We start from the raw sequence: 23927 nt of genomic DNA on the forward strand, positions 1-23927 counted from the left end.
CTGATATAAACCTTAAATCCCAAAGAAATAGAAAACTAAATGCAAGGCCGTTATAACCAAAATTTTTAAAGGAAAGATGACACAGCTACTCAAAAACAAATCAAACAGTAATTGAGGTAAATGAGGAAATCCTTCGGTACAGAGCGAGAGCCATAAAAATTTTATGTGTTTCTGCCACCAAACTAAAGCTTCAGTGTCAGTCCGATTCCGGGAGAAAAGCCCGAAACATTACCGCCACCGATCTCCACATAAACGCCCCACTTTTCGTTCCAGAACCATCTTCCGCCTACCTGCAGGCCGACATTGAAATCGCTTCCGTCGTGGCCATTATTGTCATGATCATCCCTGAGATCGAAAGAGTAGCCAACATTGGCTCCGCCATAGACGTCCCATGCGTCATCGGTAATACCAAATACATGATCGAAATAATAATTTCCCTTCACCCCTGCGTTGAGCCAGTCAAGATCCAGAGTCGTGCCTACTCCTGGGGCGATGGTAATATCCCTATGTACAGGGATTTCATAATTGATGCCAACAAGGCCGAAGTTCAATTCCTTTCTGGCCTGTCCGAAAATACTAGTAAAACATAATAATGTAAAAACTGATAGAGTAATCTTTCTCATATTTATCTTTTTTAAAATTTCCATAACTAAATTTAATTAAAATTATTCAATAAAAGCTAAAAAAAATAGCATACAACCCACAATATCAGACAATTGATTAATTTGAAGTTAATCCCTATTTTATGACTATGCAATAAAGCTTTTAATCTCTTGATCGAAAATAATTAGTTAGTCTTTTAAGTTTTGTCCATGATTTCAAAGTGAAACAACAAAATTGAATTTGGTGCAAAATTGATCCACTTTGGTAAAAGACATAAAAAATGTCTGAAGACCTGCAAATTCAAGGATTTGCAGGTTTTTTATTTTAGGCTAATCTTAATATTTATAAATCTTCAAAAAATGGTGTTTAATCTGTGTATTGGGCCCAGTCTGCAAATAGTTACCGATTTTTTTTTTTCAATCCTATACGGCAGGATCAATTTAAATTGTTTTAAACCATATTTCCCTAAGAAGATTTTAATTTTAAAATGCTCATAGAGATCAAAATACTACTTACATCGGAAGATACCATCTAAAACCTAATCTTACTCCAAAATTAGCAGAGTTTCTTGGATAACCATCAGATCTGTAAGCCATAACCTCCGGCTCGATGTAGGCATTATATTTTAGTTTGCCCGACCATATATATCCTACTCTGAAATCCATAGGAATGGCTACTTTTCCTGTTTTATAATCAATCTGCCATTCCGGTTCAATCCCGGCATAGACGCCATTAGACCAAGTATAGAAAACATTGGGCTGTAAAACAGCATAAGCAGATGAGCCGTACTTATCATTTTCGGATATTGAGAAAAAGTTCTCCCAGATCCAGTACATCTGCCATTTTCCCAGATTCGTGAAAGTTACTGTAAAAGCCGGACCAAGACTCCATTGAGGAGAACCAAGCTGATCGTCAGTTCTTGTGGGAATCTGTATGTTCCAGCCTGCCCCAAACTGTCCCCAGTCTTTCTTGCTGAGAATAAAAAACTGGTTTAAGGTAACATCACCCAGTCCTGTTCTGCCATCGGGTGCTGTATTAAAAAAAGCAATCACTCTTATCAGCTGCGGCACTTTAATTAAAAATCCTTCTTTCACCGGAATAATCCCTCTCACACGGAAGTTCTGTGCAAAACCATCCTGTCCCTCAGTTTTAAAAATGGCAAATTCCTCTAACTGCAGCTGCCAGGCTAAAGTGGTGGGATTCATTACTTCCTGTGATAATTTCACAGAAGTCGAACCGCTTTGTGGTTCCTTGTTCTCCTCAGTTTCCTGGGCGAAACCCGAAAAAAATCCAACAAATAAAAGCAGTAGGGCTGCTGTATTATCTCTAACGGTTTTTGTTGTTCCTTTTTTAAGCATTTTTAATTTCATAGTGCGCGATTTTGTTATTTAATTGCCGGGAAAAATCACTTTCCAGTCGTTTTTCATGTCAGCAAAAGCCCAATTTTTGGCCTTCCCTTCATCAAGTCCTTTGTTCAGCGTGCCAACTGGAGATTTCCTGTCGTAAGCCCATTCACGAACAGAATCTGTGTGATGAACATACAATTCAAAATTTTTGTATTTATTGGAAGCAGCCCATTGCAGCATCTGAAGGTCGCCGTCTGAGTTTCCGGCGGCAAACACCGGTTTTTTTCCAATGTATTTTTCTATTGCCACAGGTTTACCTTCTTTATCATCATTAAAGTCCAGTGCTGGCAGTTTAGTGATAAAAGGCTTGCCGTTATTATAATCGTATTTTGCCTGAAGTGTGCTTCCTACAATCTGGTCTTTTGGAATTCCGTAAACATCTTCTGCCCATGCGCGCATGAAGTCAATTCCTCCTCCTGATACAATGAATACTTTAAACTGATTGTCCTGAAGGTATTTTACCAGCTCTAGCATAGGCTGATAAATCAGCTCTTTGTAAAGCTTTTTCTTTATGGGATGCTGAGCGCTGTTAATCCATTTAGTGACATTGGCTTCAAACTCATCAGTAGACATTCCTGCATGGCTAACGGCTACGATCTGCAAAAGCCCCGGTTTACCCTGCTTCATCAGCTCTTCCATATTATTTTCAAGCACTGCTTTAAAAGGCTGTTTGTCTTTCCATTCAGGATGTTTGGGAGCTAAAGCTTTCACCTGGTCAAGGGCGAAAAACAGCTGAAAATAGAAAGGCTGTTCTGACCATAAAGTTCCGTCATTATCAAAGGTTGCAATACGATCTTTTACCGGTATAAAATTAGAACTTTCGCTATTGGTGACATCTTTTACATAAGCAATGATATCCTGTTTTACTTTTGTATCATTCCACGAAGCAAGAGGAGTCTTATCTTCCGGCGATGAATTTTCTGTATTGTCTATTTTGATTTCTGTTTTTTCATTTTCTTTTTTACAGCCAATAACCATAATTAAAAAAACAAAAAAAACTGCCAGTTTAAGTCCTGCTTTTTTTATTGTCTTTTTCATAATATTTCTATCCATTTTTCTGATTAAAAACACTTAATCCAAAAAAAGGTGAAATATTTAATCTCACCTTTTTTGCAGCTAAGTTTTAGTAGTGAATTAATATTTAACGTCTTCAGGCAATTTCATGCCTTTTTCTTCCATCATTTTTTTTGCGTCCTGAACAGTTCTGAATCTTGTTATTGTTTCATTACCCAAATAAACTTCTCCCTGCATCGGTCTTGGCGGATACTGTATATATGTTTTCATGAGATCCTGAATAGCTTTATTGAAAACCGGAAGAGTCCATGTTTTTTCTGTAAAACTGTTCATAAACAAATCATAACGCTCCTGTGGATCCTGCCATAAATCATAAATAGCCGGAACGGTTGCCACATAGGTTTCGTCTCCTCTCCATCCAAGCTGCTGTCCTGGCGCATCACTTCCTGCCTGTGCCCCGTTGTCACCTCGTGTATTATAAACTGCTTTAAAATGGCTTACACGTACTGCTCCAGGAGACAGTTCGGCTTCTGTAAAATAAAACCAGTTATTGCGAAGCGGTGTACCTTTCTGGAATAATACATTTGACATATCATAACTGTCAAAAACCATCGGTTTGCCTTCACGGTCATTCTTTGGAAGCTCAACCCCTGCAAGACTGGCAAATGTTGCCATAAGGTCAAGTCCTCCTACAATATTATGATTCTGCTTTCCGGCTTCGATCTGCCCAGGCCACCAAGCAATTGCAGGTACACGGCTTCCTCCCTCTCTGTCGGTTCCTTTAGAACCTCTGAAAGGCGTGTATCCAGCATCAGGATGCACATCCTGCCATGCCCCATTATCTACAGTATAAATTACAATTGTATTTTCAGATATCCCAAGCTTTTTAATTTCATCCATCACTCGCCCTACATTGTAATCCATCTCCACCACACAATCTGAATATTTGCTGGCACCAGGAGATTTTCCTTTAAACTGTTTGGAAGGCAGGTTAGGCTGGTGGTTTTTAGCAAAATTCACACACATAAAAAACGGATCTTTCGCTTTTGCATAATCATTGAGTTGTTTTAATACATTATCGGTCATCATCATATCCAGCTCAGCAATATTCTCTTCAGTAACTTTAGAAACTTCTCTTACTTTTCCTCCTGCTTCACCTTCTAATACTCCTGTGGTAACTTTCTTAAAGAACGCCAGCATCTCAGGAGTCATATCCGGATTCCATGACTGAAATGCATAAGTATAAGCGTTTAAGTGATACAATACCACATTCTGCATTTTGTCAAATCCGTGTGCGGTAGGCATTGCATAATCTGCTTCGCCTAGATGCCATTTCCCTGAAAAAAACGTTTTATAATTTGCTTTCTTTAAAACAGAAGCCAGAGTCCACTCTCCTGCCGGCAGACCGCCTCCTTGTCCCTGGAAAGCCACGGTTGTCATACCGCTTCTGTTTGGAATACGTCCTGTTAACATTGCCGCTCTTCCCGGCGTGCAGCTAGGCTGTCCGTAAAACTCCCAGAACTGCATTCCTTCTTTGGCCATCTTATCAAGATTTGGCGTAGGCATCCCGCGAGACTCTCCTCCTCCATAAACCCCAAGGTCACCCCATCCTGTATCATCAGAAATTAACATAATAATGTTAGGTTTCTTTTTTGACTGTGCTTCTAAGCTGAAAAACAGCAGCATCATTAAACTAGTTAAAACAATTGATAAGGCATTTTTACTCATAATTACAATATTTAAATTAGCATTGTAATAAAATTAAAAGGTTATGATTAGAGTTAGCCAAATTTGCACTGTTTTAATGTTGCAAATTGTAATCTGCAACCAAATTTTAAAAAGTGAAACATGTTCGGCTTGATAAATTATTGAAAATATACCCCTCGTAACGATTATTTGTAAAACTATTTTTTGTAATCGCACGGGATATATAATAAAGGGTTATTCTTTGTGTACTGTATATTTTTTACAGCTGATATTTGTTTTGATGTATTATTTGAGTGTAAAACCAATTAACAAAAAAACCACTCCTTTGGGGAGCGGTTTTAAAAAAGACATGAAGTTGTTACTAACTCTACTTAAAAAAATAACCTACTGTTATTTGAAAAATTCTGTTCTTCATATCACTGTTAATAACATAATTTGTGTTTGCTGTTACGTCTTTAAAGACATTGTTGTAGGACATATTGTATCTTGCATCAACATATAATTTGTCAATAAACTGATAACCAATTCCAAAATTTACAGAAGCATCAATCCCATTGGAGTACTCTTTTAAATCCATTTTTTCATGGTTATCATAGCCTAAAAAATTGTCCTGATATTTATTGTTCGCTTTTAGCAGAATTCCAACTTGTGGTCCTGCCTGCAGGCTCAAACCTTTCACTACATAATATTTAAGCATTACAGGAATGTTTATATAATTTAAGGCAATAGTACTTTTGTAATGAGAATTCTCTACCTCAGGATCTGAATAAGATAGTTTCATTCCCTGCTGGCTGTACAAAAGCTCTGGCTGAACTAAAAAGTTTTTTGCCAAGGGAATTTCTGCCATTAAACCTGCTGTAAATCCATTTTTACTTGATGAATCCAATTCATTTTCATCAAATGTAAGGCTCGAAACATTTAATCCTGCTTTTACTCCCAGTTTAACCTTTTCAGTCTGAGCCATTACACCTGCACACATTAATAGTGCGCATACAATTAGCTTTGATTTTTTCATCGTATTGATTTGTTTTTAAGAAGGGCAGTTCTAATTTAAAGAACTGCCTTTTCTATCTGTAATTTGTTACTTTTTAATAATCTTAGCAGTGTACTTTTTACCTTGTACCGAACAGTCTAAAATGTAAACTCCGGTAGTCAGCTGGCTTACATCTACACTCGAAGGGACAGCAGAATATGTTTTACTCCAAACTGCATTACCATCCGTAGCATAAATTTTGATTTCAGCTTCGCCTTCAACCTTATCAGCCAAAAAGATGTTTACATCATCTACAGCAGGATTTGGAAACACTCTGAAAGAATTTGTTAGTTTTCCGATAATAAGACCTTTAGAATCAATTGGAGCCGACATGCTTGTACAACCGTGTGCATTTGTTACCTGAAGACTATAGCTTCCTTCCCAGATTGTAGCTACCATTTTTTCAGTCGCATTTGGCAAAGGTCTTCCGTTCAAATACCATTGATATCCTGCCGCATCAGCAGAAGCTGTTATTTTGTTTCCTTCTAATTCCTGAATTACCGGAACTGTATTTTCAAGAATATGGATAGTACTAGTGAAAATTTTACCTAATCCATTTTCATTATAAACAGTTACGTAATATTCACCACTTTCAGTTGCCGTAAAAGATGGATCTGTAGAACCGTCAAACCATTCGTAAGCAGCATAATTCCCCGGATTTAAAACTACTTCAGGACCGCAGACATCGCCGCTCACCAGTTCAGACTGGAAGGTATCAAATGTCACAGAGACTTTTTCTGTCAAAGTACATCCGTTTTCAAGAACAGCTGTCACAATATAATCACCAGGATTAGTCACTTCAATTGCGCTGGTAGTTTCTCCAGTGCTCCACTTATAAGAAACCGCCTCTAATTCTTTACTCAATATGTTAGCTTCTGCATTAATATAGACGCTTTTGCCAGCATATCCATGAATTGAAGATTTGTCAAATAATTTAAAATCACCTGAAACTGCCTGATAAGTATAGTTCTCAATAATATTATTCTGATCAATAATATCACCCTCCAATTTCGCACTAAAATTAAATACATGCGAATCTTCATTGTCATCAAGTTTTGGCTGTTTTTTAAAGGTATATTCTATGCTTTCACCAACTGCAATACCAGTTTCAACACTTTCAGAAATAGTTTCTGAAGTATTTAAATAATCTAACTGCAATTGAATTGCATTTTCTTTTATAGCAATCTGACCTTCATTAGTCAGTTTTACTTTGTATTCCTGACTGCCACAAACATCTTTCGGAGATATAATCTGCAGGGCAACATCTGCCACAGCATCGTTAAAGATTTTCAAATCATCTAAAACCATATAAGAATATCCGGCAGCTTTTGCGTGCCTAAAACGGAACATTACTAATTTTCCTTTGTACTGACTTATGTTTAATGCAGCCCTTTTCCACTCTGTATCAACAAAACTTCCTGTTCTGTTTGTTCTCCATAGTTCTGTCCATTCACCACCTGCAGGTTTAATATCTACTAACAGGATATCATTAACATTACTCTGCATTGCATAATAAAACTCGACCGCAGAAGCATTGTCAGACAATTTATACATTGGTGTGTTTAATTCTCCATAGTAAGATAAATATTCCAACGGGCTGTACAGCATTTTAGCAGAAGTATCTCCCGTATGGTCTTTTTTAGGAACTGTTAAACTTGTATTATCTGGTGTAGTTACAATTTTAAATGGATAGTTTTCATCACTTTGGCTTGAAACAAATCCTTTTGTCCCCAATAATGAACCTGCCGGAGTATTAGAAAAACTTTCGATATTTAATTCAGATGCTTTAGCAATGACCTGAAAAACTCCTTTTATTACCTGTGCCTGATCTTTTGGTTCATCTGCCGTAAATGCTTTTACAGCAATTTCATAATTTCCTGCAGCTAATTGTGGTAAATTGTCGATTTTGTAAACGATAGTCTGCCCTACTAATACTTCGTCATTTTTTTCAAAAGAAACCGGAGCTCCAAGAGCATTTCCGTTTTGAGAAATCTGGTATTCAATAGTTACTTTATTTAAAGTGTTATAACTTGAATTTCTCGCGCTTACAGCAAATTCATGTGAAGCCGAATTTTCATAAACATCTTCTGCAACACTTAAATTAGACAGTCTTATATTCGATTTTGTTTCTTTAATTTCGATATTATCCACCGCAAAACCATTTGCAAAATATCCATTATCGTTGTGTTTAAAAGCTATCATTACGCAAGATTTACCTGCATAAGCAGTCAAATCTACACCATATTGCCACCAGCCTCCATAATAAGGCATATGAAATACTTCTTTCCAGGTCTGACCGCCATCTGTACTTACGTTTACATAGCCGTCTGAAAGCTGCTGCGTATCCCCAAAACCATCAAAAGTTAAATGTGCTGATTTGTAATTTGTCAAATCGAACACAGGAGAAACCAGCATGTCGTTTGAAGCATCACAATTACATTTGTCATCGTTGCTTGCCATAAATTTAGTATGATCCTCAATAAACCATCCCGGTGATCCTAAATCTGCACGTAATCCTTGCTGCCATCCTGCAGCTCCTTTGTTCTCAGAAGTTCTCCATCCTTTGTATTTAGAAACATCTTCAAAATCCATTTTATACGGAAGAACATTCACTTTCATGTCATCATTGTTCCAGTTATCATACGTTAGTACATAAGAATTATTGGCTTGTTTTACATCAGTAGTGATATTCTCAGGGAAAACAGAGAAAGTCACTGTGTGTTCGCCGGCACTTTTAAGACTAATATTTGGAACCGTATAACTTATAGTATCCTTAAACTTGGCAAAAACCAATGTTGTTTTTTCAGTTTTAGAGAAAACTTCATTTTTAGCCGCATCAAGAATTTTGGTCGTCACATTCACTACCTGATTTGTAGTTGCGAAATTGTTTGTAATTCTGGCGGTAAACGAAGCATTGGTGTTATCGATAGTACATTTACCTGCCTCTAACTTTGCAGTTAAAACTTCTAAATCATAAGGTGCATCGCTTACACGAATATTATCTACAAATGCTCCTAAGAAACCGTCATTATAATCATCTGTTCTGACACGGAAACGAATAGCTACTTTTTTTCCAGATAAATCATTTAAACGCATTTGAAATGGATCTTTTTTAAGATTCGTATTTACAGCAGTAAACCAGCCTCCCTCGGTATCATCATAATGCAATGTCTGCGGATAATTCAGAGTTTCAACTTTTTTCCAGTTTTTGCCCTTATCTTCCGAATATTCTACAGTTAATCCATCATAACCAGCGTGGAATAAATAATATAAATCAAACTCGATGTATGGAGACGCAACATTTGTAAAATCAAAGATTGGAGATTCCAGTACGAAGTCAGAGTTAAGTGCCATTCTTTCTGTTCCTCTAAAATCTACCGTTGCCCACATATATTGAGATTTAATATCTCTGAATGATACTGGAAAATTCTGGAACAAGAACTTTTGATTGCTTGCATTCAATGATTTAGTATTCCATCCTCCAGGAGTTTTTTCGAATCCTTCAAAATATGGAAGCTGTGTTACAATACCGCTGTATGCCGCATTTAAAATACTATTATTGGTTGTAATTGGATCCTGAGCCAATGTAACATAACCCTCATAAGTATGCAGTCCTGCTCCTGATAAATCGAAAGTATTATCAAAAGCAATTGTCATTTCTGAATTTCCTTTAAAATCTGTTGCTAAAGTCACATCTTTCCACACAGCTGTACTTCCTGCAGCTGTATCAGAATAACCCACTTTTAACACCGTCCCAGCCGGAATATCCAGACATCCTAAATTGAAAATTGTAATTCCTGATTGATAACTTGAAGAAAGCACATCTCCTGTATAACTTGGCATGCTTAAACCTGTTACTTTAAGGTCGTAATCTCTTTGAGCTGTCGGAACAGTTATCTTCGAAATAAAAGTATAACCTTCTTTTGCTCCAAATTCAGTTATAGGATTCAGATCTACTTTTACTTCAACATAATTTATAGCTCCTCCAGTCTGATATGGAATTTTACTTTTCAGTGCCATAATTGCTTCTTCACCCGGATTTAAATCTTTTTCAAAAGCAGTTTTACCGTCATAAGTATAAAAAGTAATTAATCTGCCAAAAGCATTTGCCATTGCTCTTAATTTAAAATTTAAATTATCGCCGGATTTAATTACAGTACTTCCCGTATTTTTAATTTTAACATAAAAAGGCTCTTCTCCTTTTAATGGACCACAAGGAACAGAAGGATTCTCATAAGAAACTAAAAGTATTTGTCTTTCTCCATAAGCAGGTCCAACGCCAATAGCATACCAGGCGTTAGTAACAGCTATATATTCAGGAGAAGCTAATCCATATAAATCTTCTGTAGCCATCAAACTTGCCTGGCGCATTGCCATAAAATTTGAAGAAGGAGATAAATATTCTGTAAGCGTTGCATAAGCAATTTTTTCAGCTTTCTCAAGACCTATTGCCTTTACATCATAGCTTTCGTTAAGATCATTTATACCCTGACCTCCTTCGGCCAGAAGATAGTACCAGTAATTGGTGATACCGCTATTCTGGTGAACACCACCATTGTCATAACTAATATTTGCAGGATCTGCCCAAAATTCTCCACCATAAGTATCTGGCTGACCAGCTGCTTTAGGATTAGACATACTTCTTAAACTTCCGTGAGAGTATAATTCGTCTCCCAGCATCCAGATATCTTTTTTAGTATCTTTTCCAGCATAAAGTTCTATCGAAATTCCGAAAATATCACTGAAAGATTCGTTCATTGCACCAGATTCTCCCTGATAAATTAAACCGGCAGAAAATTGTGTTAACGCATGAGTCATTTCGTGTCCGGTAATTCCTAAACTTACAAATGGTCTATTGTCTCCATCACCAAACTGTGCCCATCCACCTGTCCAGGAAGCATTCTGAACATTGGTTCCTAAATGCGCCAGTCCAAAAATGGTCATCCCTTTATCATCAACACTATTTCGGTCAAACTTTTCTTCAAAATAGTTTAGAGTCTTTTGTAAACCCCAATGAATATCAATGGCTACCTCATCGTGATCTTTATTGTATAAATCATTCCAGTTGTTATCTTCATCGATAAATTCAGTAAGCACTTCATCAGATGCACGCTCTGCATGATTCATATTTAAAGTATACATTGGCACTTTGTACTTTCCTACTAAATCCTCAAGTCTGTAACCATCTGCATACTGGGTTGTTCCAAAAGTAACATCACCGGCAAATCTTGATTTACCTTTACCAATTGCACTTCTTCCATCAGCAAGAGGCAACACAGACGAATGAAGATCTCTGCTCAGATCAATTTTCAGGATAATTTTACCTGTATTGGCATCCACATAAATAGTGTGGCTTGACTGCGGATTTATTGCTAAAATGTCAAATTTCCAAGCCAGATGATATTCTGTCAATTCAGACGAGAAATTTGGCCCAACATACACTAGCTCACCTTCCGGCTTTTTGCTTATTTTTTTATGAACTAAAGCCGATAATTTTTTACTCTCCCAAACATATTCTTTTGCATTCACAGTATTCAAAGCATTTTGTAATGCAGCCGATGCATTTACTTTATAACTGCTGTTTGCAGGCAGTTTTTTACTAATGTGCCCAAATGCCTCAATTTTCTTCTTATTATCTCTAACCTTATAAATAGCTCCTTCAACAGGAACAGAATTATGCATCTGCTGATAGGTTGCCAGACTTCTGCCGTGTTTATCTGAAACTGATTTTAACTGCATCTTATCTGCATTTGAAAGTTCAAAATCTGCTTTTTTAACTTCAAATACGTTACGAATCGTTAAATTAGACGATTTAGCAAAAGACCTCACTTTTGTACTATCGGCACTTTGAATACTTCTGGCCGTTGAACCGCTTAGACTTTTATCAAAAAATTTCTGACTTGCTTTTAATCGCTCATTAACAGCATCTGTCTCTTCCTGCGAAAGTGTGGTTCCATTTATACTCTTTTGTGTTAAAAGAATATTAGAATCATCGTCCTGATTGCTATTTTGATCAGTCGCTTTCTGAGAAACTTGATCTTTTTTCTGAAATGCTGCAGGCGATTGTATGGCCGACTGCGCATTGGATGTTTTGTTTTTTTGTAAAGGTGACTGAGCCATTCCTGCGGAACAGACCAAGAAACCTAACAAAAGAAACAAATACCTGGGTTTGGAGTAAATCTGGTTCATTTTTTTAAATTTAAAAATTAGTGTTAAGCCTGCCTGAGTAAATAGGTATACTCTCAAATGGTTAGCAGAAACCACAAAAAGGCAAGCCCTAAAAATCAATTCGGCGGTTGATTCTTAGAACTTGCCTTAGTTATTTTTTGCAAAATTTTTAAAAGTGCACTCTTCTTTGTTTTTGTTTCCTCTAAAAGTTCTTCAAGGCTTTTAGAAGGTTCTTCCTTTTTCTTCGTATTCATCAAACTCATTGTTACAATCGTTTGGTAAAAATAGACGGCCTTTGTAAGGACAGAAAAAAAAGGACTAATGCAAAAACACTCTCAGGTAAAAAAGCATCACCCAAAAAACACTCATTTCATTTTAAACTTAACTAAATCAAAACGTTATGATAACATTTTTTTTACATGTTTTCTGGTTTAAAAGAATTTAAATAAGTAGACAGATTTACTTTTTCGTTGGTTAAATCGAACTTTTTACGGAGTCTGGTACGAGCATTTTCGATCGATTTAAATGATTGTCCTGTAATTTGGGAAATCTCTTTTGTAGTTAAATCTAAATAAAGCAATGCGCAAAGTCGTCGCTCTTTTGGAGTAAGTGTAGGGTAATCAATAATGAGTTTATCGAAGAATGATTTATGAACCTGCTCGAAACTAATTTCAAATTCTTTCCAGATATCTGTATTTAGATCTTTTTCCAGACGCTTTAAAACGATGTCAATTGCCAGATGCATTTCTTTATTGACTGTTTTTAGCTTAATCTTTTTAAGATCGGTCAAAATTTCGTTGATATTATCGGTTCGATGAATTTCGGCCATAGCCTTGCCAACCAAAACCATATTTTTGGCTTCAAGGCTTTGTTTGAGTTCCTGTTCTTTTGCTTTTAATTTTTCTTTCTCCAGCTGATTGATAATGTTTCGGTTTCGATAACGAATCAACAAAAGAATTAAAACCAATATCCCGACAACCAATATTAATCCGACAACATAATATTTAAACCTTGTTTTCTCTTCGACCAGTGTACGTATCTGACTCCGAACTTTATAGTCTTGTTCAAGTCTTATTCGTTCTAGATTTACCGCCTTCTGTTCAATGTTTATACTGTCGCTGATCTGATTGTATTTTTGAAAATAATGAACTGCTTTTTTATAATCTTCTTTTCGTAAATAGGCTTCATAAAGAATTTTATTTAAACGCATGCCCGAAAAACCAAATAATTTGTCTTTGTTAAACTCTAAAGCCTTTTCTGCATTGGTGATTGCATGATCCAGATGGTTTTTTTCAAGTTTATATTCTGAAAAAGACTCATATACAAATACCTTTAATGAGTTATCTGTAATTGTATCAATTAGTGAAAAAGCCTTTTCAAAGTAAGAATCAGCATTTTTACTGTCTTTTTTTAAAATGTATGCTCTTGCTAAATTGGTATAGACATAAATCTTCAGTTTATTATCTTTTAGTGTCTTAGCAATCAGATCTGCTTTCTTAAAATAATACAGCGAAGAATCTATGTTTTTATGTAAGTAGATTGTCCCGATATTATTCAAAATTTTTACAAGCTTATCAGAATCTTTCTTGGAATTTTGGTAACGATAAACATTCAAAAAATATTTTAGTGCTTTTTTTTCGTTATTTGTTTTCGCATAAATAATTGCCAAATTATTCTCTATCCTGACTATATCCGCAATACTTTTGTTGCTTTTATATATATCATACGCTTTTAAATAATACTGCAAAGTAACATCAATAACATCTTTTGAGTCATATAAATTACCGGTAGCAATATAAACTTTGGCTAAAAACAAATCTTTATTTTTTGTTTTTTTTGCTTCGGTTTCTGCCAGTTCTATATATTTTACGGCTCTGTCCCAATCAGAATTTTGAAGATTTGAAGCAATCTTTATCGCAATCTCAACTTTGTCTTCATGATTGTTTATAGTATTAAAACTATCTATTAATTCTTTTGTCGAAGATTGAGAATAAAGGAGAAAAGAAGAAAAAAAGAAAATTATATATAGAAATCGTATCATTATGTTTGAAAAATCTTTAAAATTCATACAAATTTAGAGAAAATAAGTAATGCTAACAGATTAAAAAACATACAATCTTTATATACAAAATTCTAAGCAGGGCTAATTTTCAATCTACAGAAAAGCTCTGCCTTTTTTTAGAGTTTTTCAGGTATATTTTATTTAAAAATTCTTCCGATGATTTTACCTATTTCTGCAAAATCTTCCAGATTATTTACTGATCTTTTTTCGCTGACGGTATTATTTTCCTCAGAAGAAGGAAAAACCAGTATATAGTTGTTGTTGTTAAGGTTTTTGTTTAAAATTTCAGGCAATTCGCGTATTTTAGAAAAATACGGATACATATCCCTGTCAGCCATCAGAATTATCAAACCTTGATCTTCCTTTAGAGTAAAAGCTGTTTTTTGAGCTTCCTGCCAGTTTAGAACCGTATTATAATCTGCTTCAATATTTGATTTTTTTGCTATTCTCGTTAAAATTCGGATTGCTTTCTCATCTGCATAAAAATTCATCTTAGCGCCGGAGTTTTTTGCAAGGTTCCATATTTTTAATAACGAATGAAAGAAACCGTTTTCCTTTTCTGCATTTGCTGGAATAAAAACTACATATTCTTTGACTGTTGAAACAGGCTGCACTGCATGATAAACAATTACATTGATTTGCTTGTTTGTTAGATAACCTCTGTAAAGATTGTAAATGAATGAGGATGAAAATCCTTTTTCATTCTCAATACCTATAATAAGATCTGTTATATTCTGTTCTTTTACTGCATTATTTATACCTGCAACTACATTATTGTCGTAACGTGTTATCGGATTTAATACAACGTCTGCTCCTGAGGCCAAATCTACAGCAGTGCCAAGCAGTTTTTCAGCATTTTTGGAAGAAGATTCGCTTTTGTCTTCATTAATGACATTAAGCGCAAAAAGTTTGTGGCTGCTGCTTTGGTTTCTTATTAAAAGCGAAAGATTAACCATTTTCTCGACAATATTTTCATGATTCAAAGCGAGGAGAATGTTTTCGTCTTCATCACTAACTCCAGTAGCTGTCTCTTCTTTGTCTGCCTCAGCAATTCGCTGTGCACTGGCCATAGCCACAAAAGATGAAATTGTGCAGGATACTAAAATCAACAGAATACTTCCGTTAAGTACATGTTCATTTAAAAGTCTGACCGGCTCCCCTGCTTCATTTTCAGATAAAATAATATTGTATCCTACCATTACAGAAGCTAAAGTTGCCGCTGCTGAAGCTGTACTCATTCCAAAAATAAGTTTTCCTTCGTCATCTGTAAACCGAAATGTCTTTTTAGTACAAATCGCTGCTAAATACTTTCCGCCAATAGAAGCCACAAGCATAACCGCAGCAACACCCAGCGTTTCCCAGCTTTGAATAAATGCATTAAAATCAATCAGCATTCCGACACTAATAAGAAAAAAAGGAATAAAAATAGCATTTCCGACAAATTCTACCCGGTTCATAAGTGATGACGTATGCGGTATAAGCCTGTTGAGCGCAAGACCTGCAAAAAAAGCTCCAATGATCGCCTCGATACCTGCTAATTCTGCCAGTAACGCTGCGAGATATATCATTACGACTACAAAAATGTATTGTGAAATTTTATCATCAACATTCTTAAAGAACCAACGTGCTATAATTGGAAAAACCAGTAAAACAATCAATGCAAATATGAGCATAGATACCGATAATTTTATCCAGAATGCAGTTCCTACTTCGCCCTGTGACATCCCCACTATTACAGCCAAAACCACAAGTGAGAGAACATCTGTTATCATCGTACCTCCTACCGTAATATTTACCGCAATTTTTTTGGCTATCCCAAGTTTGCTTACCATAGGATATACAATAAGAGTGTGTGATGAAAAGAGACTAGCAAACAACACTGTAGTCAATATCGAAAAATGTAGTATAAAATGCGCTCCAATAAGTCCGAGTACAAAGGGTATCATAAAGGTATATAATGAAAAAGTAATGCTTTTCCATTTATTTTTTTTGAAATCTCCCATATCGATTTCCAGTCCCGCCAAAAACATGATGTATAAAAGCCCTGTAGTACCAGTTACAACAATACTGCTGTCCCTCGCCAGTACATTAAATCCGTTTGGTCCTATTACCGCTCCGGCTATTATAAGTCCCAAAAGGTGTGGTACTTTTATTTTATTCAGCAAAAGCGGAATGCATAGAATTATTATTAACTCGATAAGAAATTTTAGCAGCGGGTCTTCAATAGGAAGGCTAACATGTTGTATACTTAGTAACATACATTATTTTTTTTGAGGAAGTGTAAGCTCTACCGAAAATCTTGCAGAGCAGTTGTCTTGTCCTGTTATTGTCTGTGTACCTTTAACAACATTTTCATTAATATCGTCAAGAACCACTTTCATTTTTACTTTATTTTTTGAAATACTATCACTGTCGAATTCAAGTAATATTTTATCCCCATCATATTTTGCTTTAAAAACACGTATGAGCTTTTTGTTGTTTAAAACATTAGTATAAAGTCCGGTAGAGTCAGACAAAAACTGCCAGACTTCGTTGCCCTGATCGCCTATCACATAATTATTACAGTTTGATTCTCTGCATAGCCATTTACTATTCCAGATACCACTAAGGTCTTTTGGCCATTTCTTTATAGTTACCTCTTTTTTTAATGTATCTTTTTTAGCAGCAATTATACTGTCGCACATCAGCAGAAGTGAATTATAGTCTGCTTCTTTCTCTGACAGTTGTTGTTCTCTTAAAATTAAGGCATCTTCTCTTTTCTGCAGATCAAGTTCTTTTTTGTTTTCACATGAAATAAATACGCCTGCAGTTATTAATGATAGGAACAGCTTTTTCATAAATTATTTTTTGAAACTACAATTTAAGGAAAATATAGCTCTGCACAAAGAATTGAGTCATAAAAGTCGTACAAACAAAATAAAACCCTATCAGAAATTGTTAGTTTCTAATAGGGTTTAACAAAAAAAGTACTTAAGCTTGTAAAAATTATTCTTTGATAATGGCTCTGTTTATAACGCCCTTATCAGTCAGTATCTTAACTATATATGTCCCTGTATTAGCATTTATATTCACTTTTACGATTGAATCTGTAATTTCACTTATTTCGTGAATTTGTTGTCCAAGCATATTAAATACCGAAATTTGTTTGACATTTCCAATAGTGCCAAGATCTACATAAAATTCATCTTTAAACGGTACAGGATATATTTTGACTTCGGACTTAACCTCCTGAACAGTTACATCAAGTGTACTATCAGAAGTAGTATTTTTGGACGTACTGCTACAACTAACTGCGGTAGGATTAATTCCTTCTACCTCTATTTTATCAATGTTAGCCAAGCCCGATGATGTCGTAGCTTCTAATCTGATGGTGTGAGTTCCTGCAGAAAGTGGTATTGTAACTAAAGAGCTCGAATTTTCGGCCCAGGTTGTCCAATTGGTCGTTACATTAAAAGCTGGGGTAGCCACGGTAACACCATCTACAATTACTTTAGCATTTCTTGAAGTAGTCCCTCCATTAGAATATCTCCATCGAAGTATATAATTTCCGGAAGAAGTATTCACAGACCATTCAATTCCTGCACCCACTGCATTATTCGCATTTGCAAAACCAGCACCTTGAAATCCGGCATTATTACTGTCTATTGTACCTTCAACAAAACAGAAACCCGCTTCATTTTCATTGATAGAAATTTCAGAATTTCCTGCAACTGGATCTGTATAGTTAGCTGTTCCGTTTTGATTTTGACTGGCAGTAATTGCTGCTACTAATCCATTAATATATACCTCTAAATTAGTATATACAGAGCTAAGTGTGTAGGCTGTTCCGTCTGAAATATTGTTACTATTCAAACCGTTGGCACTTTCCCAGCTATTTGGCATTCCGTCATTATCTGTGTCTGTAGGTGCTGTAGTCGAATTGTAGGCTGGCCATCCGCCAACATCAGATTGTGTGTCTATTAAACCTTTAGTACTTCCGTTTGATCCGTTATATGTAAAAGTTCCATTAGTTGCTTCTGAAACTATTCTGCTGTCTACTACATCACGTTTAAGGCTTGCTCCTACGTATGCTAACACTCTGTTATATGCATTTGTCGCAGAATGTGTAGTCATTTCACCAAAATTAAATTCAGTGTTTACACGAAGTTCAGCCTTGCTTTTTGAAGACGGATTCGGATCAACTCCATTCCAGTTATCTCCTGAAGTAGTTGAATTTGCCGTAGTATGATTACCATTCACATAAAAACTACCCCAAACACCAGCGGGTTGAGAGTTAGAACCATTGTCCGGACTTGGAGAAATAATTCTGTCATTTACACCCGAAGCTGTTGCAGGACCAGCCTTGTAGTAATTATTGGTAAGGTTGTACGATCCTCCCTCGGCAGCATAAGCGCTATTACCACCCCAGTTATAAATAACATTATTTCTAAAATCAACCATTTCAAGATTAGGAAGTGCTGAGTATCTGCTTCCGCAAAAACGGGCATTTCTGCTATCATGATGCGCTAACATATTGTGATGAAATGAGGCTTTTTTTCCGCCCCAAATTCCGCCATAACCATGAGTTCCTTTATCATGAACAGACACACGCAAACTTTCAGACATCATGCACCACTGCAGAGTAAAGTTTTCATTGTCATAAAATGAAGCACATTCGTCTGTACTCCAGCTCATAGAACAGTGGTCAATAATTATGTTTTTATGATTTCTTCCGCCAATAGCATCTCCTTCATGCTGCGCCTGGTCGCCCATACGAAAACGAAGATATCGGATGATAACATTATCAGCATCTACATTTACTGAATAGTTTTTTAAACAAATACCATCACCCGGAGCAGTCTGACCGGCAATGGTAATATCTCCGTTATTGATTCTTAAATCTGAATTAAGTGCAATTATTCCGGATACTTTAAACATTACTGTTCTGGCTCCCGTTGCCGAAACTGCTTCTCTTAAACTTCCTGCACCAGAATCATTTAAATTGGTAACATAGATTACACGTCCGCCACGACCACCACTGGTATAACGCCCAAAACCTTCAGCACCCGGAAATGCAGGCGAGGTAACTGCCTCAGCTGCCGAAATCTTTTGAGTAGAAGCCGCTTTCTGAGTTGCTGCGGTTACTGTAAAAGTTGCTGATTTTGTTGCATTAGGATTGCCTCCCACTGTGGTAATTGTATAGTTAAAAGTACCGCTTACTGTTGGTTTTCCGCTAAAAGTTATGCTTTTAGCTGAATTGTTTATTGCAGCTGTAATTCCGGATGGCAGTCCTGATACACTTACCGTGGTCGCATTTTCCCAGTTATAATAAAAGCCTGTAATAGCCGTATTTACTGCCACAGTCTGACTAGAACCTCCAGCTCCGTGTTTTATTAATGTAGCTCCCAATGACACAGAATTAATGATCGTATCCGGATTCCAGTTATCGGTAATCTGTGGATTGGCATTATTTGCTTTTAAAACATTCAATTTTGTATATGAGGCCGCCTGAGTAGTATTTAAAATTTTTGCCCATGAAACTCTCGAGGACGGAACATAACCAGCTCCTGAATTATTATGTTCTGCAAAACGTGCTGTAGCCTGATTGGCAGCATTACCCCAGTCATTCCAGCCTACTGCCTTAATAGCATTAGTCATACTGGTGTTCATAAAAGTAACCGACGCATATCCTCCCCATGGACGCCCTAGATCAGTAATATTGCTTCCTGAACCTGTGATCTGACAGTTATTGAATACGAATCCATACGCCAGATGTGATGCAGTATTAGCCGCAGTCAAAGAGCTCCCTCCTTTTGTGTAAAGCTGACAGTTTTGAAAATAAGCGATGGCTCCTCCAAAAATAAAGTCTGTAGTACCTTCAAAATAGCAATTTTCATGATAAGATCTACCACTGTGGGGATAATAGGTGTCCTGATCTCCTAAAAAACGGCAGTTTTTAAAAACAGCTTTGTCGGCAGTAGAACGAACTGCTACGGCTTGACCGACAGGTCCGGATGAATTGGCAAACGTAAGGTTCAATGCATAAAATCCTGCACCATTAATAAAGGTACTCGCTGAATTTGAGGTTCCGTAAGCAGCCCCTGTAGCCGGATTAATTTTGGAAGCATAATTATTATAGGTTAAAATAGTTCCTGTTGAACTTTGTCCTATGAAGGTCAGATTGGTTTTATTTGAAGGAACCGTAATTACCTCATAATAAGTGCCATTTTTAATATAAATTTCAGTTCTCGTAGAACTATTAGAAGGAGCCGCATTTACTGCGGCCTGAACTGTGGTATAATTACCTGTGCCATCCTTGGCAACTACGATATCGTAGGTCTGTGCTTTCAGTTGCTTCGAAAAGAAAGCTAAAAAAAATAATAGTAAAATCTTTTGTTTCATACTTTTTGGTTTTGGTTAGGGATAGTTAATTTTTTATTTACAGCAAGTACTTTTCCTGTTAAAACAAAACTATAAAAAACAAATTCTAATACAGTAGACATATTACTATTAAGCAGGGTGTAAAAAAACAATTATTTAAAAATCAATACATTAAAAACAAAAAAAACAATCTTAAAATACTTTTTAAAATTAATAAGCAACACCAAAAAACGAAAGACTATATCCATCAAAAGTAATAAATAACTTATAATTGAATAATAGCATATATTCTTACATAACTATCAGTAATTCAATAATAAAATTAACATTATTTGTTCTTTTCTTATTTCTAAACACTCAATAATCACATTGCTAAAAATTTATTTTTATTTTCTTTTACTTTCTTTTATTTTTCTTTTAGATTTGTTTTATATTTGTTTTGCACTCAATTTAATTTATTTTGTATTTATTTTATATTTGTCATTCACAAATAAAACAAATAAGATGTTAGCAAATCAACGAAGAGAAAAAATTCTGGACCTTTTAAAAGAGGATGGCTTTGCCAAAGTAAACGATTTGGCCCGCTTATTCAAAGTTACAGAGGTAACCGTACGTCAGGATCTCGAAAAATTAGAAAGCGAAGGATTGATTCTTAAAGAACACGGTGGAGCAAGTATAAAAAATGTTGAAGATCAGGTGCGAAGCTTTTCTTTGCAGCGTCAGGAAAATTTGGAACAAAAATCCGCTATCGCCCAGAAATGTCTTGAGTTCATAGAAAACGGAGATACTATTATTCTGGATTCAGGCTCAACAACAACAGAAATTGCAAAAAGATTAAAAGGCCTTAAACAATTAACAGTCATAACCAATGCATTAAATATAGCTTTATTGTTGGGAGCAGATCCGGACATCGAAGTCATTATGACCGGAGGAGAATTTAAACCACCAACATTATCACTCACAGGGCAAAAAGCGGCTGACTTTTTTAAAGGATTAAATGTTCAGAAATTATTCCTGGCTACGGCTGGAATTTCATTAAAAGCAGGACTTACCTACCCTAGTATCAGTGATTTGGTTGTAAAAAAAGCAATGATTGAAGCCGCAGAAGTGACGTATCTGGTAGCCGATAGTACTAAAATGGGTAAAAGTGCATTAGCCAGTTTAGGAGCTTTATCGTTAATAGATTACATTATTACAGATGATAATATAGAGGAAAAACATAAAGAAGTATTTAGAGAAAACGAAATTGAAGTAATAGTAGCATAAAAAAATTTAATTAATAATAAATGACAACATCAACATTAGGAGTAATAATTGGAAACAGAGATTTTTTTCCGGATAGTTTAGTAGAAAAGGCCAGATTCGAAATTGTCGAAGTTCTTGCCCAATTAAATATTAAACCTATTTTATTAGACAGTACTGAAACCAAACTTGGTGGCGTAGAAACGTATAAAGAAGCTCAAAAATGCGCTGAATTATTCAAAAAACACCAGGAAGAGATTATGGGAGTACTTGTTTTACTGCCTAATTTCGGGGATGAAAAGGGTGTGGCCGATACTTTAAAATTAGCTAATTTAAATGTACCTGTTCTAATTCAGGCCTACCCTGATGAATTAACCAAAATGAATGTAGTCAACAGACGTGACTCCTGGTGCGGAAAAATCTCAGTGTGTAATAATTTATACCAATATGGCATAAAATACTCACTAACAAGTCAGCACGTTATGAGTCCGTCAGATCCTGTTTTTCACAAAGATTTATTAGATTTTACCGCCGTTTGCCGTGTTGTAAAAGGAATGCGCAACGTGCGTATTGGTGCTATCGGAGCAAGACCAGGAGCGTTTAATACCGTTCGTTATTCGGAGAAGATATTGCAAAGAAATGGTATTACTGTAACCACAGCAGATTTATCTGAAATTTTAGGAAAAGCAAATAAATTAACTGCTGATGACGAGTCGGTTAAAGAACATTTGGAATCCATAAATGCTTACGTTCCTAACAGCAAAGCTCCTAACGAAGCCATGATCCAAATTGCAAAATTAGATGTGGTTTTGAAGGATTTCATGGAAGAACACGCTTTGGATGCCACCGCTATTCAATGCTGGACTTCATTGCAGCAAAACTATGGCTGCAATGTCTGTACAAGCATGAGTATCATGAGCGAAAATATGCTTCCGAGTGCTTGTGAAGTGGATGTAACCGGAACATTGAGTATGTATGCGATGCAATTGGCTTCAGGATCGCCAAGTGCACTGGTAGACTGGAATAACAACTATGCTGATGATCCTGAAAAATGCGTGTTGTTTCACTGTGGAAACTGGGCTAAATCTTTCCTCCCAGACATCCAGTTAAGTAACGCTCCTATTTTAGGAACTACTGTGGGAGTCGAAAACACTTATGGTGCTTTAGACGGAAGAACACCTGCAATGCCGCTTACTTACGGAAGAATCAGCACTGATGACCCAAAAGGAATCATCAAAGTATATATTGGCGAAGGCGAACTTACTGATGATGCCCTAAATACTTTTGGAAACAGAGCTGTAGCTCAAATACCTGACCTGCAAGGACTAATGCAATACATTTGCAAAAACGGATTTGAACACCATGTAGTAATGAATGCTTCAAAAACAGCCGCAATCTTAGAGGAAGCCTTAGGAAATTATATGGGTTGGGAAGTTTACAGACACTAACTGAATAAATCACATAGGTTTCGAAGTTTACAAATACTAAATGAATTAAGATGCATATTGCAGAATTAAAAAGGAAATCAATAGAGAGTAGAAAAAAAATACTCAAATACATCTACAATGCCAAAGCGGGTCATACAGGAGGAAGCCTTTCTATTGTAGATATCCTGAATGTATTGTACAATAATGTTATGAACGTTTCTCCGGAGAATTTCAATTCTAGAACCAGAGATATGTTTATTCAGAGTAAAGGGCACTCTGTTGAAGCTTTGTATATAGTTTTAGCTGACAAAGGTTTTTTTCCCGAAGAAGATTTATTATCGCTTTGTAAATACAATTCTCCTTATATAGGACACCCAACCAAATCTATTCCCGGCATTGAACAAAATACCGGTGGATTAGGTCATGGCCTTCCTATATGTGCAGGAGCCGCTCTGGCAGCAAAAAAAGACAATTCAGGAGTAAAAGTGTTTACTATTCTTGGTGATGGCGAAATGGCAGAAGGTTCCAACTGGGAAGCCATGATGTTTGCCGCTCACTACAAATTAGATAATCTCTGTGCTATTTTAGATTATAATAAACTCCAAATTACAGCACCAAATTCTGATGTTATGGGCTTGGAGCCAATAGACAAAAAACTGGAAGCTTTTGGCTGGGCAGTAGCTCATGTCGATGGTCATAATTTAGCAGAACTTTCGCAAACGCTTAATAATTTACCCTTAGAAAGCGGCAAACCAACTTTTATTATAGCCCACACAACCAAAGGAAAAGGCATCAGCTATATGGAAAACGTACTGAAATGGCACCATGGCGTTCCTACAAAAGAGCAATACGATCTGGCTATGGAAGAACTGGACAATCAATTACAGGAACTCGAAACTGTTTAA

Annotated in this window: 13 protein-coding genes; 3 read left to right on the forward strand and 10 right to left on the reverse strand. The window is 36.1% G+C overall.

Features of this window, described 5'->3' with window-relative positions; translation table 11 throughout:
• Positions 1–182: 182 nt before the first annotated feature.
• The 10 genes from AAEO57_RS07540 to AAEO57_RS07585 all read right to left on the reverse strand — a co-directional run bounded on the left by AAEO57_RS07540 (position 183) and on the right by AAEO57_RS07585 (position 20374).
• Positions 183–623 (reverse strand): hypothetical protein, encoded by a 441-nt coding sequence (locus tag AAEO57_RS07540; protein WP_341691189.1) that lies wholly within the window; start codon positions 621–623, stop codon positions 183–185.
• A 492-nt stretch (positions 624–1115) separates the two neighbouring features.
• Positions 1116–1973 (reverse strand): transporter family protein, encoded by an 858-nt coding sequence (locus AAEO57_RS07545; protein ID WP_341691191.1) that lies wholly within the window; start codon positions 1971–1973, stop codon positions 1116–1118.
• Positions 1974–1991: 18 nt separating this feature from the next.
• Entirely contained in the window at positions 1992–3047 is a 1056-nt protein-coding gene (locus AAEO57_RS07550) for an HAD family hydrolase (protein ID WP_341691194.1), read from the reverse strand.
• 96 nt (positions 3048–3143) lie between these two features.
• The gene (locus tag AAEO57_RS07555) at positions 3144–4751 is read right to left on the reverse strand and encodes an arylsulfatase (RefSeq protein ID WP_341691196.1); all 1608 of its coding nucleotides are present in this window, start codon (positions 4749–4751) and stop codon (positions 3144–3146) included.
• A gap of 346 nt (positions 4752–5097) precedes the next feature.
• Complete coding sequence (locus tag AAEO57_RS07560) at positions 5098–5745, reverse strand: porin family protein (RefSeq protein WP_341691199.1); 648 nt, start codon at positions 5743–5745, stop codon at positions 5098–5100.
• 66 nt (positions 5746–5811) lie between these two features.
• Complete coding sequence (locus tag AAEO57_RS07565) at positions 5812–11952, reverse strand: M4 family metallopeptidase (RefSeq protein ID WP_341691202.1); 6141 nt, start codon at positions 11950–11952, stop codon at positions 5812–5814.
• Between the two features lie 394 nt (positions 11953–12346).
• Positions 12347–13972: a tetratricopeptide repeat protein gene (locus tag AAEO57_RS07570; RefSeq protein WP_341691204.1), complete on the reverse strand. Its 1626-nt coding sequence runs from the start codon at positions 13970–13972 to the stop codon at positions 12347–12349.
• Between the two features lie 158 nt (positions 13973–14130).
• Positions 14131–16251 (reverse strand): cation:proton antiporter, encoded by a 2121-nt coding sequence (locus AAEO57_RS07575; RefSeq protein WP_341691206.1) that lies wholly within the window; start codon positions 16249–16251, stop codon positions 14131–14133.
• A gap of 3 nt (positions 16252–16254) precedes the next feature.
• Positions 16255–16830: a hypothetical protein gene (locus AAEO57_RS07580; RefSeq protein ID WP_341691208.1), complete on the reverse strand. Its 576-nt coding sequence runs from the start codon at positions 16828–16830 to the stop codon at positions 16255–16257.
• 148 nt (positions 16831–16978) lie between these two features.
• Positions 16979–20374: a pectinesterase family protein gene (locus AAEO57_RS07585; protein ID WP_341691210.1), complete on the reverse strand. Its 3396-nt coding sequence runs from the start codon at positions 20372–20374 to the stop codon at positions 16979–16981.
• A 483-nt stretch (positions 20375–20857) separates the two neighbouring features.
• Between AAEO57_RS07585 and AAEO57_RS07590 the strand changes: the two genes are divergently transcribed.
• From AAEO57_RS07590 to AAEO57_RS07600, 3 genes are read left to right on the forward strand one after another with little or no spacing between them, the layout of a single operon-like run.
• Complete coding sequence (locus tag AAEO57_RS07590; RefSeq protein ID WP_163407202.1) at positions 20858–21619, forward strand: DeoR/GlpR family DNA-binding transcription regulator; 762 nt, start codon at positions 20858–20860, stop codon at positions 21617–21619.
• Positions 21620–21639: 20 nt separating this feature from the next.
• Positions 21640–23043 carry an L-fucose/L-arabinose isomerase family protein gene (locus AAEO57_RS07595; RefSeq protein ID WP_341691216.1) on the forward strand — a complete coding sequence of 468 codons (1404 nt, stop codon included), beginning with the start codon at positions 21640–21642 and terminating at the stop codon, positions 23041–23043.
• Positions 23044–23093: 50 nt separating this feature from the next.
• Positions 23094–23927 (forward strand): transketolase, encoded by an 834-nt coding sequence (locus tag AAEO57_RS07600; RefSeq protein WP_341691218.1) that lies wholly within the window; start codon positions 23094–23096, stop codon positions 23925–23927.

The sequence above is a fragment of the Flavobacterium calami genome, assembly GCF_038290035.1.
In the GTDB taxonomy this organism is placed as follows: domain Bacteria; phylum Bacteroidota; class Bacteroidia; order Flavobacteriales; family Flavobacteriaceae; genus Flavobacterium; species Flavobacterium calami.